The organism is Agrobacterium sp. H141 (assembly GCF_057158725.1).
The window spans coordinates 3864330-3879459 of record NZ_CM169893.1; the positions used below are offsets into that span (position 1 = coordinate 3864330).

The 15130-nt window shown below is 57.4% G+C and carries 12 protein-coding genes and 1 tRNA gene; 4 read left to right on the plus strand and 9 right to left on the minus strand.

The features are described from left to right. Positions 1-48 precede the first annotated feature (48 nt). A tRNA-Gly gene (locus tag ACWPM9_RS18165) sits at positions 49-122 on the plus strand. On the opposite strand, the gene ACWPM9_RS18170 is transcribed toward ACWPM9_RS18165, so the two are convergent. Then, entirely contained in the window at positions 111-2105 is a 1995-nt protein-coding gene (locus tag ACWPM9_RS18170; RefSeq protein WP_484756047.1) for a glycosyltransferase family 2 protein, read from the minus strand. The genes ACWPM9_RS18165 and ACWPM9_RS18170 overlap by 12 nt on opposite strands. Before the next feature lie 41 nt (positions 2106-2146). On the opposite strand from ACWPM9_RS18170, the gene ACWPM9_RS18175 reads away from it, so the two are divergent. Then, positions 2147-3064 (plus strand): transporter substrate-binding domain-containing protein, encoded by a 918-nt coding sequence (locus ACWPM9_RS18175; protein WP_484756048.1) that lies wholly within the window; start codon positions 2147-2149, stop codon positions 3062-3064. On the opposite strand, the gene ACWPM9_RS18180 is transcribed toward ACWPM9_RS18175, so the two are convergent. The 4 genes from ACWPM9_RS18180 to ACWPM9_RS18195 form a co-directional block, all read right to left on the minus strand. Beyond that, positions 3049-3462: a tellurite resistance TerB family protein gene (locus ACWPM9_RS18180; RefSeq protein ID WP_484756049.1), complete on the minus strand. Its 414-nt coding sequence runs from the start codon at positions 3460-3462 to the stop codon at positions 3049-3051. The two genes, ACWPM9_RS18175 and ACWPM9_RS18180, sit on opposite strands and share 16 nt — an antisense overlap. An 86-nt stretch (positions 3463-3548) precedes the next feature. Then, positions 3549-4211, minus strand: a complete 663-nt coding sequence (locus ACWPM9_RS18185; RefSeq protein ID WP_484756050.1) for a thermonuclease family protein — start codon at positions 4209-4211, stop codon at positions 3549-3551. Positions 4212-4223: 12 nt separating this feature from the next. Further along, positions 4224-4886 carry a S24 family peptidase gene (locus ACWPM9_RS18190; RefSeq protein WP_428186048.1) on the minus strand — a complete coding sequence of 221 codons (663 nt, stop codon included), beginning with the start codon at positions 4884-4886 and terminating at the stop codon, positions 4224-4226. Positions 4887-5030: 144 nt separating this feature from the next. Beyond that, on the minus strand, positions 5031-5678 hold the full coding sequence (locus ACWPM9_RS18195; RefSeq protein WP_428186049.1) for a response regulator: 648 nt from the start codon (positions 5676-5678) through the stop codon (positions 5031-5033). A gap of 506 nt (positions 5679-6184) precedes the next feature. On the opposite strand from ACWPM9_RS18195, the gene ACWPM9_RS18200 reads away from it, so the two are divergent. Together ACWPM9_RS18200 and ACWPM9_RS18205 are read left to right on the plus strand one after the other, a co-directional pair. Then, complete coding sequence (locus ACWPM9_RS18200) at positions 6185-6796, plus strand: hypothetical protein (protein ID WP_428186050.1); 612 nt, start codon at positions 6185-6187, stop codon at positions 6794-6796. A 104-nt stretch (positions 6797-6900) separates the two neighbouring features. Further along, positions 6901-8844 carry a methyl-accepting chemotaxis protein gene (locus tag ACWPM9_RS18205; RefSeq protein WP_484756051.1) on the plus strand — a complete coding sequence of 648 codons (1944 nt, stop codon included), beginning with the start codon at positions 6901-6903 and terminating at the stop codon, positions 8842-8844. 208 nt (positions 8845-9052) lie between these two features. Here ACWPM9_RS18205 and ACWPM9_RS18210 read toward each other — a convergent pair whose 3' ends face one another. The 4 genes from ACWPM9_RS18210 to ACWPM9_RS18225 all read right to left on the minus strand — a co-directional run bounded on the left by ACWPM9_RS18210 (position 9053) and on the right by ACWPM9_RS18225 (position 14749). Beyond that, complete coding sequence (locus ACWPM9_RS18210) at positions 9053-11266, minus strand: FAD-dependent oxidoreductase (RefSeq protein ID WP_484756052.1); 2214 nt, start codon at positions 11264-11266, stop codon at positions 9053-9055. 16 nt (positions 11267-11282) lie between these two features. Beyond that, positions 11283-11666, minus strand: a complete 384-nt coding sequence (locus ACWPM9_RS18215; protein WP_484756053.1) for a cupin domain-containing protein — start codon at positions 11664-11666, stop codon at positions 11283-11285. A 2-nt stretch (positions 11667-11668) separates the two neighbouring features. Continuing rightward, positions 11669-12877 carry an acetyl-CoA C-acetyltransferase gene (locus ACWPM9_RS18220; protein ID WP_484756054.1) on the minus strand — a complete coding sequence of 403 codons (1209 nt, stop codon included), beginning with the start codon at positions 12875-12877 and terminating at the stop codon, positions 11669-11671. A 78-nt stretch (positions 12878-12955) separates the two neighbouring features. Next, a complete protein-coding gene (locus ACWPM9_RS18225; RefSeq protein ID WP_484756055.1) occupies positions 12956-14749 on the minus strand; it encodes an acyl-CoA dehydrogenase C-terminal domain-containing protein in 1794 nt (597 codons plus the stop codon). Positions 14750-15130 lie beyond the last annotated feature (381 nt).

The window sequence follows — 15130 nt, forward strand, 5'->3', positions numbered from 1 at the left end:
TTTTTGCGCTTGCTGGCTGCCGTCGCTTGCTGGTAATGAAGTCTCATCGCGGGTGTAGCTCAATGGTAGAGCAGCAGCTTCCCAAGCTGAATACGAGGGTTCGATTCCCTTCACCCGCTCCAAAGTCTTGGCTTCCATCTCCGGCTCCACCATCTCTGGCGACGCACTTGTTCCTGTGCTGCCGGCGAATGGGGTGTCTTGTGCCAGAAGAACGGATTGCGCCTGAGTTCAAACACGGCGCGCCAGGCAGCGATGGTGATCATCATCCAGTAGACCGGGACACCAATCCATCGCATGCCGATTCGTTGTTTTTCCTGCGGCATCATGGGTGAGACACCGAGTGCGATGAACACCGCATAAGATCCCATGACGTTGAGAAGATCGACAACGATCAGAATAATCTGAAGCGCGCTGATCGGCGGCTTCGGCGTTTCAAGCATGAACATGCAAGATTGGATCAGTGCGACGACGAGAGCCGGATGGAGCAATGCGGATACGATCACACCACCGAACAGCAACTGAAATACGACAAAGCCCTTCCAGCCCATCTCCGCCCTTGCTTCCCGATTGTCCCGCGTGACAACCAGCCATGTCTGCAGCCATCCCTTGAACCAACGGGTACGTTGGCGCATCCAAACCGACAGGTCTACCGGCGCATCCTCAAGCGTGTGATGTCTGAGCACACCGGTACGGTAGCCAAGACGGTGCAGGCGCATGCCGAGGTCCGCATCCTCGGTCACATTGAAGGGATCCCAGCCGCCGATGCGGCGCAGAATATCCGTGCGGAAATGATTCGACGTCCCGCCCAGGGGGATGGGCATGCGGAGACGCGCTAGAAAGGGGAGAAGACCACGAAACTGCGCTGCATATTCCAAGGCAAACAGCGCGCTTAAGAAGCAGCGATTGCCATTTGTGATGATCAATGGCGCTTGCAGACATGCCAGATCCTCAGGCAGCGCAGTAAAGCGCGCATGGGCTTCCTTCAATTGGCCGCGATGCGGCCTATCCTCGGCATCATAGACAACAATATAGCGACCGCGCGCGGCGCACAATGCGTAGCTCAAGGCCTTCGGCTTTGTGCGCGGTCCGAAATCGGGCACCTCGACGATCTCATACTGCCGGCCAGGTTTGAGGGCCTTCAGGGCCTCAATGGTTTCTAGGTCATCCGCCTCGCAAAGCAGTTTTATATCCAGCCGCGACTTCGGCCAGTCGAGCCGGTCCAGTGCCCTCAGCAGCTGCGGGGCAACGGCCGCTTCGCGGTAAAGGGCAACCATCACGGTATAGGTCGGCAACACTTCTTCAGCGCTTGTCGGTGCCGCGCCGACCTGGCGCATGGCGTGGCCAAGCGACGCAATACGCAGACAAAGGGCCGAAAAGTAGAGCAGCGAGAAGGTGGAATGCAGCACATTTAAAACGATGCTGCTTGCCAGCATGGAGGCGGTGACAATAGCGCTCAAGCACAACCCTAGCCAGAAACCCTGCCCCCCGCTCATGACAATCCGCGCCGAGAATTTGGGACGCTCCTCGAACAGGTGTGAGACGGCAGCGGCCACTCGTCTCTTCTCACCTGCCTGCCAGACCGCACGGCGCAAGCTGGAGGGACGGGTGACAACGAGCAGATCGGCGAGTTGGGGCAATTCTCTCAAGCGACCGATCAGATGGTCCATCTTGCGTGCTTCCGGCACAATCGCCGTCACAGTCGAAGCCTGGGGATGAAAGACGCGCAGATATTGCGGCGTGATCAACTGGGTATCGAGACCACGGATGTCGGAGACATTGGAAGGCGAAACGGCATCGACATAGGCAAGGCCGGCATCGCGCGCCAAGGCCTCGTAATAGGCCGCTTCCTGAATGCCTAATTCACATAGCAATTCCTGCTCGATCGTCGTGCCGCGACGCCGTGCGAGTTCGGCCGCCTTGGCAATCGTCGGCTTGCCTATACCGATGCGTCTGAATACATGCTGTTCGCCAAACGGATCGTAGACAGGCTCAAGGGAATCCCCCAGCGCATCGCGACCACGGACATCGCTGCCGTGCCGCGTCTTTCCAGGACCTGCCGTATGATCAGCATATTCCCCTGAACGCACTATTCTGATAACCGTCATCCAGGCAGATGACGTCCCCGATTTCCCCACAACGGATGATAGTGATGCGGTTGAAATATACATCCCTAGTTTCAGGGGGGCTGTTTCAAATAGCTACGCTTCTGACGCCCGGCGCGGCTACACATGCCGCGATGGCAGCCCAGATCGACACAGCGCCGATGCCCATGCTTTTCGATAGCCGGGAACGGCTACCGAGGCCGGATCTGTCTAATCTGGTGCGATTTCGGGTCCTGACTTCAACGGACTTTCCACCCTTCAACTTTGCGGACCAGACCGGACGATTGTCTGGATTTCACGTCGATCTTATTCGGGAAATCTGTGCTGAACTGAACATTGAGGCCAAGTGCCAGATCCAGGCACTCGCCTTTTCGGACCTGGAAGAGGCGCTGGAATCCGGTCAGGGAGAAGCCGTGATCGCCGGCATCTCCGTCACCGAGGCACTCAGACGCAAGTTCGATTTTTCGCGCCCGTATATGATGCTGCCGGCGCGGTTTGTGCGCAACAAGGCGACCAAGGGAAAGGGCGAAGATATCAGGGCGTTGAACGGCCAGACGGTCGGCGTGGTCGAGGGCACAGCGCATCAAGCAATGCTGTCTTCCTTTTTCCCGCGCATGAAAGCCAGCTTGTACGAGAACCGGGGCAGTCTTCTCGATGGCCTGCGCAAAGGCGAGATTGGCGCGGCATTTGCCGATGCTCAGCAATTGTCGTTCTGGGTCAACAGCAAGTCCTCAGAATCCTGCTGCGAACTGTTTGGCGCCCCCTATTTCTCCGAGCGGTTTCTGGGCGAAGGACTGACCGTTATGGTCCGCGACGACGACGCTACCTTGCGGCAGGCAATCGACAGCGCTCTTTCGACGCTATCGCGCAAGGGTCGCTTGCAGGACATCTATCTGCGCTACTTCCCTTATGGGCTGTATGGAGAGCGCGCCGACGCGACAGCAGGTCAGGATCTGCGGTAGCGGGCAATCGCGCTGCGTTCGATGGCTGCACAGGTCAGTTTGTCGAGCTCCAGACGGTCGCGCAGCATCTGCAACAGGCGGATTTCTTCAGGCAAGATCGCCGCATCGATGGCCATGACGTCCACGGCAAGCGCATAGGCCGTGTCCCGCAGGCGCTTGGGCAGGGCGTCGCGAATGGTCTCAAGCGCGATCTCAAGACCTTCGGTCCCGGACAGAATTTCTGCGCAACGCCTGGAGGCCGAAATCAGGTCCTGCTTGTCGAAACTGGCAAAGACCGGCAGCGACTCGACCAGTTGACCAATGCGCTCAAGCTCACGCTCGGCCATGGCATTATCGACGGCAGACGCCATTACCATAACAAAGATCAGCGCATCGTGATGGGTGATCTGTTCTTTCATTTCGCAATATCCTCGTCATGCATCAGGCAGTGGGAATAGAGTAGGCACTCAATTTCACCCGTTCAAGGTGGCCCGATGGCGCATGCCTATCGGGGATCGCTACCGTAGAGCCCACGTCGCGCTGTTCTGGCCTCGTCTGCCAATTCCTCAAGCGACGTTCCAGGCGTAACCTCGGCCCAACCGTGTTTGGCCAGCCAAGCGCCGATATCGATATCGCCAATGTTGCACGTCGTGACGAGCACGCCTTGCCAGTCGGCACCGTCGTGCTCACAGGAGACGGAGCGACTGCGCAACAGCATACGCTGGTGGGTCAGCGCCACCATGCCACAAGGCCAGACGTCACCGCCCTCAGTTGCACATTGCCGCTCGACATCCGTTGGCTCGACATCACGGAACCGCACCTTGCGACCCTTCACCGAAATCAGGCCGGCTGCCAGACTGCGCGGCCGCGACAACAGGACGACCTTGACCCGTTCCTTGCGCTCATGCGGTCGCGTGAAGGGTTCTCTCGGGGCAACGCGCTCCAGATTTTCAAGATCTGTCGCCAGTGGAGACGCAAAGCGTTTGGGGCTGACCAGACGGACTGCGCGGTTTTCGATGACAAATGGTTCAGGTTGCGCGGCTTCTGACAATTCCCGATCAGTTGCCACCGAGACACCAGATGTTTGCGAATCCGGCGCGGCGACAATCAACAAGGCGATGATCGACAGGGCTGCCATTCCGCACAGCAATGTGACGACCGGGTGCATAGGCAAACAGTCCTATTGGCTCGCCCAGATAATTCTGGCGACCCACTCGACATCCGACAACTCGAAATGGCGCAGTGGATGTTCGGGGTTGAGCGAGGTGAGTTCGATTGCCTTTGCGGTCTGTCGCGACAGGATCTTTGCCATGACCTCACCGCCGGTCGTCTTGACCACCACACGGTCGCCGCGCCGAACCTGAGCGGCGGGCTCCACGATCAAAACATCACCATCGCGATATAATGGAAGCATGCTGTCGCCCTGGACTTCCAGGGCATAAACACCGACCTTGCGCTCCGGCGAGGCCGGGAATTCGACCAGATCCCAGCCCTGTCCGGCGGGGAAACCACCATCGTCGAAAAAGCCTCCAGCGCCGGCCTGAGCAAATCCCAGCAAGGGAATGGAACCCGGTTGCGGTGGAAAGGCTCCACCGGGCACCGGATCGGGGCCGCCATCCCGAATCAACTGCATGAACTGTTCAATGCTGGCACCCGTTGCCTCCAGAACCTTGGCTATCGATTCTGTCGATGGCCAACGCATGCGCCCGTCAGAGGCGATCCGTTTGGACTTGTTGAAAGCCGTTGGATCGAGGCCTGCACGACGGGCAAGCCCGGACGGCGAAAGCTGACGGCTTTCGGCGAGCCTATCAATGGCATTCCAGATCTTATCGTGCGAAAACATGGCAGCGCAAATCCCAGAACCCGAACAACCTTTATCAAGTCCAATTCCAAAAGGTTTGCGCAGATTAGCCAAGGCTTCCCGATGAGTAAAGGAATAAAATCCTCTACGCCGCACTATAAGGTCAATTTTTGGCTCGATCTTCTCTTAAGCAACCATCGCCATGTTGATTTTGCCTAGCTGGATGACCGCCTGGGTCCGGCTATCAACCTTCAACTTGAGCAGAATGGCCGACACATGCGCCTTGATCGTGGCTTCTGAAACGCCAAGTTCATAGGCGATCTGCTTGTTGAGAAGGCCTTCACCGAGCATGGACAGAACCCTGCCCTGCTGCGGGGTGAGGGTTCGCAAACGACTGATGAGATCTGCGACATCCGGATCGTGCTCCTGACCGCCGTGATAGAATTGCGGTGTCCAGATATCGCCTTGCAGCACGACCTGAATGGCGGCTCTGATGTCGTCAATGCCGGACGACTTGGAGATGAAGCCTGAAGCACCCAACTCAAGAGCACGGCGTATGGTGGTCTGGTCATCGCTGGCCGACACGATGACGATGGGCAAACTGTTAAACTCGGCGCGCAGGGACATCAGTCCCGAGAAGCCACTCACGCCGGGCATGGCCAGATCCAGAAGCAAGACATCAGCATCAGGGTGATCGGTCGCTGCCTTGCGGGCCGCCTCAAAATCCCCCGCTTCGATAATGGTTTGCGGAGCTTCCATTCCGCTCACGGCTTGCCGAAGTGCCCCGCGGAACAGCGGATGGTCATCGGCGATGATAATCGTCAGTGTGGTCATGAAAAAGCTCCCTCCCAAGAGCCGGGGTCCAAGTTCGCAAAAGAGGCCACGAACAGAACCCTTCAGCGGCACTATACACCAAAGTCGTAATTTCAAGGAAGAGATGTATGCATGCCCGCATACCCGCGTGCAGTTTTCCAGCGCGAAGAGCTCTTGCAGAGAGGCAAATGTCATTTCCGCAGGTACAGATAAGGGGATAGCGTCCAGACGGGAACCGGTCTCGATTGCCCGATTAAGATTTCATTATCATATACGTCATAAAGAATATTCTAATGTTTTCGTTTCGGCCAGTCGTTTGCTGGATCAGGAGCCTCAGGGCGAGCCCAGTACCATCACCGTAGGTTAGTGTCGCGAACTGGCAATTTGGGCGCGCCGCTTCCTCCAAACGGTACAAGCATGCAGACGCGCAGACTGTGCGTCACTCGATGCTAATGGAAGCGTAAATTTACATTTATACAATCTTAAAAAATACCCTCTAAATTTAGAGGGGAGGCAAGGAGATGAAAATGGGTAAATTCACAATTTCGCTCTCGGCAGCTGCACTGTTGTTGCAGGCCGGAGTGGCAACGGCGGAAACGCCAGCTCCCGATATGAAGGCTTTGATGACGCCGGCTGTGATCTCGAAAATCCGCCAATGGGTGGATACCGACATCGTGCGTATTTCGATTGAAGCGCAGAACAAGCGACTTACCAAGCTTGATCAGGCGCAAATTGACCAGCTTGACACGCAATGGAAGACGGAGCGCGAAAGCTCGGACAAGCCCTTGATCGCGGCGACACTTTCCAACCCACTTTCCATCTATCTCGCCCGCATGCAGGGACGTTCGCTCGGACTTTATGCCGAAATCTTCGTGATGGACCAAAATGGCCTCAATGTCGGCCAAAGCTCGATCACAAGCGACTTCTGGCAGGGCGACGAAGCAAAATTCCAGAAGACTTTCGATGTCTCAAACGATGCCATCTTCCTCGACGATCCGGAATGGGACGACGAGGCCAATATCTGGCGTGCTCAGGCAAACTTCACTCTAACCGACGATACTGGCGCAAAGAAGATTGGCGCGGTCACGGTTGAAATGAACCTCACGGAACTTCAGCGCCGGGCCTCGTTGGGAATGTGACCATCAGCGAGCGCACCTCACGATGCACGGTCAATCTGCATGAATAGGTGTCCCCGCGGAATAGAAATTTGGCTGCCATGCAGCACAATACGAAAGGGAGCTACATGCTTAAGAATGTCTCCGTGAGCACGAAAGGTTTCGCCGCATTCGGCATTCTCGCCACAATCGCGATCGGAACCTGTGGCCTGATCTACACGCGCGCGGTCACTGCCACTCAATTCGTCGAGAAAAACCTCGCCTATGTCGAGCTGCAGGCTGAGACGGGCGTCCTCACGGATGCGGTCAATGCCAGCAATCTGGCCTTGAAGAATTTTCTTCTGACGGGTGACCGCGATTTCGTAAAGGCTTTCGACGCGAGCGGCGCTAAGCTGGACGAGCACATGACCAAGCTCGAGGCGCTTTATGCAGCCGGGGCACCTCAGGATCTGGAGAAATTGAAGGAAGCCATTGTGCCGGTGCAGGAATGGCGTACCTCAGTGGCCGGTCGACAGATCGAATTGATGCGCGCCCCAGAAACTGTCGAGCTTGCCAGAACGCTTGAAGTGACCGGAGAAGGCAATGAGCTGCTCTCCGATTTCGCGACAAAGATTGGTGACGTCACATCCGACGTTCAACAATTCGCTTCGCAGGCTGCCACAGATCAACGCGCTGCGCTCCATGGCGTGGAAGTGATCTCACTACTCGCCTCAATTGTGGTTGCGATTGTTGCAGGCCTGATGGGCTTCTTGAACTTCCAGCTGATTTCCCGACCGCTTTTCAAGCTTGCCGATGCGACCGCGCGCCTCGCCGATGGGGACCTCGACATTCAAATCGACAAGGGTGGCAAGGACGAAATCGGCAGGATGTCTGAATCGATGGGCGTGTTCCGCGAGGCTGCTGTTGCCAACAAGCGACTGGAAGCTGAGGCGGAGGAAGCGCGCAAGCATGCGGAAGCCGACCGTGTCGCCACCCAGGAAAAGGCAGAAGCTGACGCCGCAGAACGGCTGCGCCAGGCAACGTCAGGTCTGGCACAGGGCCTCAAGCGTCTTGCAGCCGGCGATCTGTCGATTCAGCTTAACGAGGCATTCTCGTCTGAATTCGAAGCGCTGCGCCACGACTTCAATCAGTCGGTCAAGCAGCTCGGCACGACCATGACCTCGATCAGCGACAGCATCTCGACCATGGAAACCGGAACACGCGAAATTGCCGCCAGCACCGATGATCTGTCGCGCAGGACCGAGCAGCAGGCCGCTTCCCTGGAAGAGACGGCTGCTGCTGTTGAGGAAATCACGGCGAATGTGTCCAACTCGACCAAACGAACAGAAGAAGCGCGCGGTGTTGCATCCCGCGCCAACAGTTCGGCAACAGAGTCTTCCGCAGTGGTTGCGCAGGCAGAAGAAGCCATGCGCAAGATCGAAGGCAGCTCGCAGCAGATTTCCAACATCATCGGTGTGATCGACGAGATTGCTTTCCAGACCAACCTTCTGGCGCTGAATGCGGGCGTGGAAGCTGCGCGTGCTGGCGATGCCGGCAAGGGCTTCGCGGTTGTGGCACAGGAAGTACGTGAACTGGCCCAGCGCTCCGCGACTGCAGCCAAGGAAATCAAGCAGCTTATCCATAACTCATCCGAGGAAGTGGCAAGCGGTGTGGATCTGGTGCGCAAGGCCAGCGAGGCGCTGACAACCATCGGTTCGTTCATTTCCGAGATCAACACCCATATGGACTCGATCGCCATATCGGCGCGCGAACAGTCGACCGGCCTTCTGGAAGTCAACCAGGCCGTCAACGCGATGGACCAGACCACGCAGCAGAATGCGGCAATGGTGGAAGAATCCAACGCCGCATCGGCTGCCCTTGCAAGCGAAGCTGCAAAACTTCGCGATCTCGTCTCTCAGTTTACACTGGACGGAAGGGCATCGGCTCAGTCTGCGGTCTTGAGCCAGGTGGCACGCACCATGGCCACGCCAAGCCATCCGGCCGCATCAGGCAGGCCCGCCATGGCCTCCCGCCCGGCACCGGCACGCGGTGGGGCCTCGGCCGCAGCAGCGCAGGACTGGGAAGAATTCTGATCCCGCTGACAGACAACTCAACTGATCGGAAAGCCCGCCCTTACCAGGCGGGCTTTTTCACATGTTCCTGAGCCAGCCGTAGATACCTCTTCAGTGCTGCAGACCGCATTCGACAGATCGTGCATGACGCGCATAGAAAAACAGCGCCTCAACCATTGGCCGAGGCGCTGTATCTCATAGTTTCCCCCCGACGGATAAAGCGCCGGCTTTATGCGGCCTTTTGTTCTTCGGCGTAGGGGTTGAAGCGCTCGTAGAAGGTTTCGCCATTGGCGGCCATTTCCACGAGAAGCGGGGTCGGCTTGAAGTGGTCTCCGTAAGCGGCGGCCAGCTTTTCGCACATTTCGACGAAGGTTTTGACGCCCATTCCGTCGATATAAGACAGCGTACCACCGGTGTAAGGTGCAAAGCCGAAGCCCAGGATGGAACCGACATCGGCTTCTCGCGGGTCAGTTACAATGCCTTCTTCGACAGTACGGGCTGCCTCCAGCGCGATCGTGGCAAGCAGACGCTGCTTGATGACGGTCATATCGACCTCATCCGGGTCCTTCTGCGGATACAAATCCTTCAGGTCTGGCCAAAGCGACTTTTTCGCCGGCTTGGGCGGGTAGTCATAGAAGCCCTTGGCGTTTTTGCGGCCAAGGCGGCACAGAACATCGACCATTTTTTCGACCAGCGCCATGTGTTCAGGCTTGACCGATTTGGGGCCGAGATCGGCAATGGATGCCTTCATGATCTTGTAGGACAGGTCGATCGCCACCTCGTCGTTTAGAGAGAGAGGACCTACAGGCATGCCGGCGAACTTGGCGGCATTTTCAATCATGACCGGAGGCACTCCCTCGATCAGCATGTCATAGGCTTCGTTGATATAGCGGAAGACGCAGCGATTGACATAAAAGCCACGGGTATCGTTGACGACGATCGGTGTCTTCTTGATCGCCGCGACATAGTCGAGCGCAACCGCCAAAGCCTTGTCGCCTGTCTGTTCCCCGAGGATCACTTCCGTCAGCATCATCTTTTCGACCGGTGAGAAGAAGTGCACGCCGATGAACTGCTCAGGCCGTTTGGAATTTTCGGCAAGGCCCGTGATCGGCAGGGTGGAGGTGTTGGAGGCAAAGATCGACGTCTCCGGCAACACGGCCTCAACCGCTTCGATGACGCCCTTCTTGACCTTGCGGTCTTCGAATACGGCCTCAATGACCAGATCGGCACTGGAGAGAGAGGCATAGTCGTCTGATGGCGTAATGAGAGATAGCAGCTTCTCACCATCCTCCTTGGTTAAGCGCCCCTTACCAATGGCACCGGCCACCAGGCCTTCGGACACGGTCTTGCCCTTGCCGGCTGCTTCCATGTCGCGATCGATCAGGGTAACGGGAATACCGGCAGCGGCGGTCACATAGGCGATTGAGGCGCCCATGAAGCCCGCGCCGACGACGCCGATATGCTTGAATTCGGTTTTTTCGACGCCAGCCGGACGGCGAGCACCCTTTGCCAGTTCCTGCATGGACACGAACAGCGAACGTATCATCGAGAAGGCTTCGGTGGTCTGAAGGATTTCGGTGAAATAACGCTGTTCGATTCTGAGCCCCGTATCGAATGGAACCTGCAGACCTTCATAGACACATTTCAAAATGGCAAGCGCTGCTGGATAATTGCCGGCACTTTCGCGACGCAGGATGGCCGGTGCTGCCGGCCAAAGCTGCGCTGCCTGCGGCGTCCAGATGCCGCCGCCGGGTGCCTTGAAGCCCTTCTCGTCCCATGGGGCAACAGGCTTCAGGCCGTCCTTGATCATCTGCTTTGCAGCCGGAATAAGCTGGTCGGGTTCCACAACCTGATGAACGAGGTTCATGGCCTTGGCGCGCGCCGGTGTGAGCGACTGGCCGGTGGTCATCATCTGGAGAGCAGACTGGGCATCGGCCAGACGCGGCACGCGCTGGGTACCGCCAGCGCCTGGAAAAATGCCGACCTTGACCTCTGGCAGCGCCATCTTGACCGATTTATGATTTGAGGCCACACGACCGTGGCAGGCGAGAGACAACTCAAATGCACCGCCCATGCAGGTGCCGTTGATGGCGGAAACCCACGGCTTGCCGTTGGTCTCGATCTTGCGCCACAGCCAGTTCATGCGACCGGCGGCATCGAAGAGCTTCTGCACCGCGCCCGCCGGATCCTTCGCCTTTTCCTCACCAATCATCGAGAACATTCCCTTGATCATCGTGAGGTCGGCACCGCCGGAGAAGGTTTTCTTGCCGGAGGTGAAGACGACGCCCTTGACGGCTTCGTCAGCGACTGTGGCATCAACGATCGCCTCGATCTCGTCCATAACATCGACGGTAAAGACGTTCATCGATTTCTCGGGCATGTCCCAGGTGACGAGCGCAATCCCGTCGGCATCGGTTTCGACTTTGAAGTTGGTGTAGGTCATTGTGTTTCCTCTCCGATCAGGCCGACAAGTGGCTGCGCTGTGCGTCAAGTGACTTGGTCTTCTCGACCACGACATCGCCGGTATGCTTCGTTTCGGACGGCTCAAAGAGCATGATCCAGCATTCCTCTAACGCAACCGGATTGTGTTCGACTCCCTTCGGCACAACATGAAAATCGCCGGACTTCAGATGAACTGATGGGCGGTCGCGATATTCGATGGTCAGTTCACCCTTCCATATCAGGAACAGTTCGTCCTCTTCACTGTGCGAATGCCAGGTCAACTGGTCTTTGACCTTGGCGAGCTTGAGGCTCTGGCCATTGACATCGGCGATCACCCTTGGCGACCAATGTTCGGTGATATGAGTGTACTCATCCTCGATCGTGCCGGTGTTGAAACTCATCTTCAAACCCTCTCAATCACCGTCGCGGTGCCCATGCCGGCACCGATGCAGAGCGTGACCAGAGCGGTGTTCAGATCGCGGCGTTCCAGCTCGTCAAGCACGGTACCGAGGATCATCGCGCCGGTGGCACCGAGCGGATGGCCCATGGCGATTGCGCCGCCGTTGACGTTCATCTTCGAATGATCGACTTCAAAGGCCTGCATGAAGCGAAGCACGACGGCGGCAAATGCCTCGTTGAGTTCGAAAAGATCGATGTCGGAGATCTTCATGCCGGTCTTGGCGAGCAGCTTTTCGGTGACGTCGACGGGCCCCGTCAGCATGAGCGCCGGATCGGAGCCGATATTGGTGAACGCGCGGATGCGGGCACGGGGCTTCAGCCCCATGGTTTCGCCGCCGGCCTTGGAGCCGACCAGGACGGCAGCTGCGCCATCGACGATGCCGGAGGAATTACCGGCGTGATGGACATAGTTGATCTTCTCGATTTCCGGATGGGCCATGATGCCGACAGCTTCGAAGCCGCCCATTTCACCCGGCATCTGAAAAGACGGATTGAGGCCAGCCAGCGACTGCATGTCGGTGGATGGGCGCATATGCTCGTCTTTGGCAAGGATTGTCAGGCCGTTCTGATCCTTGACCGGAATCACCGATTTATCGAAATAGCCCTTTTCCCAGGCATGTCCCGCGCGCTTCTGGCTTTCGACAGCGTAGACATCGACATCATCGCGGGAAAATCCGTATTTGGTCGCAATCAAATCGGCAGAGACGCCCTGCGGCATGAAATAGGCCGGGAAGTTGACCGATGGATCCATGTACCAGGAGCCGCCCGACATGCCCATGCCAACGCGCGACATGGATTCGACACCACCGGCAATAACGATTTCGTCGGAGCCGGCCATGACCTTGCCGGCAGCGAAATTGACGGCATCGAGGCCCGACGCACAGAAGCGCGAGATCTGCATGCCAGGTGCCTTGTTGGAATATCCGGCCTCAAAAGCTGCAGCCTTGGGGATCACAGCGCCGGCATCCATGACCGGATCGACGCAACCCATGATGATGTCGTCGACGTTTGCGGTGTCGAGGCCGTTGCGGTCACGAAGCGCCTCGAGGGTCTTGGCGGCGAGACGCACGGACGGCACCTCGTGCAACGAACCATCCTTCTTGCCGCGCCCGCGAGGCGTGCGCACGTGATCGTAAATGAAGACGTCTGTCATTGGTTTCTCTCCCTTCAGCGCTCGGGGCGCCGGAATTTCATTTCTTGCTCGTCTCCCCCGGCGGGGAGACAACGAGGATCAAAACGCCTCCGCCGCCATGTCCATCATGGTGTCTGCACCGGCTTCGATGCGCGTCTTGCGTAGTGCCGTTTCGGGCAGCAGACGCTCCATGAAGAATTTTCCGGTGAGAAGCTTGTTGTTGTAGTAAGCGGCATCGCCAGCACCGTTTGCCAGCGCAGCGTTCGCGGATTTTGCCATCTTCGCCCACATATAGCCGAGGACGACGAGACCGAAGAGATGCATGTAGTCGGTGGAACCGGCACCGGCATTGTCGGGCTTGGCCATGGCGTTCTGCATAAACCACATGGTGGATGCCTGAAGGTCGTTCAGGCCCTTCTTCAAGCTCTTGGTGTAGAGCACCAAGGCTTCATCTTCGCGGTTTTCCTCGCAGAAATCTCCGATTTCCTTGAACAGGGCCATGACGGCGCGACCGCCATGCATGCCAAGTTTGCGTCCGACAAGATCAAGCGCCTGAATACCGTTTGCACCCTCATAGATCATGGCGATGCGGGCATCGCGAACATACTGGCTCATCCCGTGTTCTTCGATGTAGCCGTGACCACCAAAGACCTGCTGGGCCATCACTGCATTGTCGAAGCCCTTGTCGGTCAACACACCTTTCAGGATCGGTGTCATGAGGCCGAGAAGATCGTCGGCCGTCTGGCGGTCTGCCTCGTCGGTGGAGCGATGCGCAATGTCGGACTGCAGAGCCGTCCAGAGCAGGAAGGCGCGACCAGCCTCATTGAACGCCCGGATGGTCATCAACGTGCGGCGGATATCGGGATGCACGACGATCGGATCGGCTTTCTTGTCAGGCTCCTTGGCACCAGACAGCGAGCGCCCCTGGATACGCTCGCGAGCATAGACGACAGCGCTCTGATAGGCGGCCTCGGAAATTGAAAGACCTTGCAGGCCGACACCGAGACGCGCCTCGTTCATCATCACGAACATGGCCGAGAGACCCTTGTTCTCGGCACCGATCAGGTAGCCGGTGGCATCGTCATAATTCATCACGCAGGTGGCATTGCCGTGGATGCCCATCTTGTGCTCAAGCGCACCGCACGTGACGGTATTGCGCTCGCCGAGCGAACCATCTTCGCCGACCATAAATTTCGGCACGATGAAAAGCGAGATACCCTTGGTTCCCTCCGGAGCGCCTTCGATGCGAGCCAAGACCAGATGAATGATGTTGTCGGTCATGGAGTGTTCGCCGGCAGAGATAAAGATCTTCTGGCCGGAGAGCTTGTAGGAACCATCTGCCTGCGGGACCGCCTTGGTGCGAAGCAGGCCGAGATCGGTGCCACAATGGGGTTCGGTGAGGTTCATGGTGCCAGACCATGTGCCCTCGACCATCTTCGGCAGATAGGTTGCCTTTTGCTCGTCAGAACCGTGGACCAGAATGGCAGCGATAGCGCCCTGGGTGAGACCCGGATACATCATCAACGCCATATTGGAGGACGACATGTATTCGCCAACCGCGGCATGCAGCGTGTAGGGCAGGCCCTGGCCGCCGAATTCCGACGGAACTGCAAGGCCTATCCAGCCGCCCTGGCAATAGGCGTCATACGCTTCCTTGAAGCCAGACGGCACACTGACCGTGCCATCGTCGCTGCGCTTGCAGCCTTCCTGATCACCGGAAAGGTTGATCGGGAACAGTTGTTCTTCTGCTACCTTCGCCGCTTCCCCGATGATCGCTTCGATCATGTCCGGGGTGGCATCTTCGAAGCCAGGAAGGTTGTGATAGCGGTCGAGACCGAGCACATCATTCAAAACAAAGAGCGTATCATTTACCGGGGCCTTGTAAACAGGCATGGATATCTTCCTCCGAGACTTTTGCCGGACCGAACCGGCTCCCTGCGATGCTTATATAAAATATTGACGTGCGCGTAAACGTCAAACAATTCCTCCCCTCTATTTTTGTTTACGGCCCGCAGTTCTCCTCGCCCAAGGTTCATCCGCATTGTCAAAATACAGATACATGAGAAATCGTTAAAAAAAATTCATTCCAGTTAACGGCTTGTTTACCACGTTTCGACAATTCTCGGGATCGAAACGTGATGCATTCAAACGAGTCGATCTTTGCGACCACCCCAGGCAGCCAGTGCTTGCCTTTCCGGTGAACCGCAACCGCTTGAGACCCCGTGAAGCTTGCATCGCAAAGTCTGAAAGCACGCCAGCCTGGTGCCGATCAGC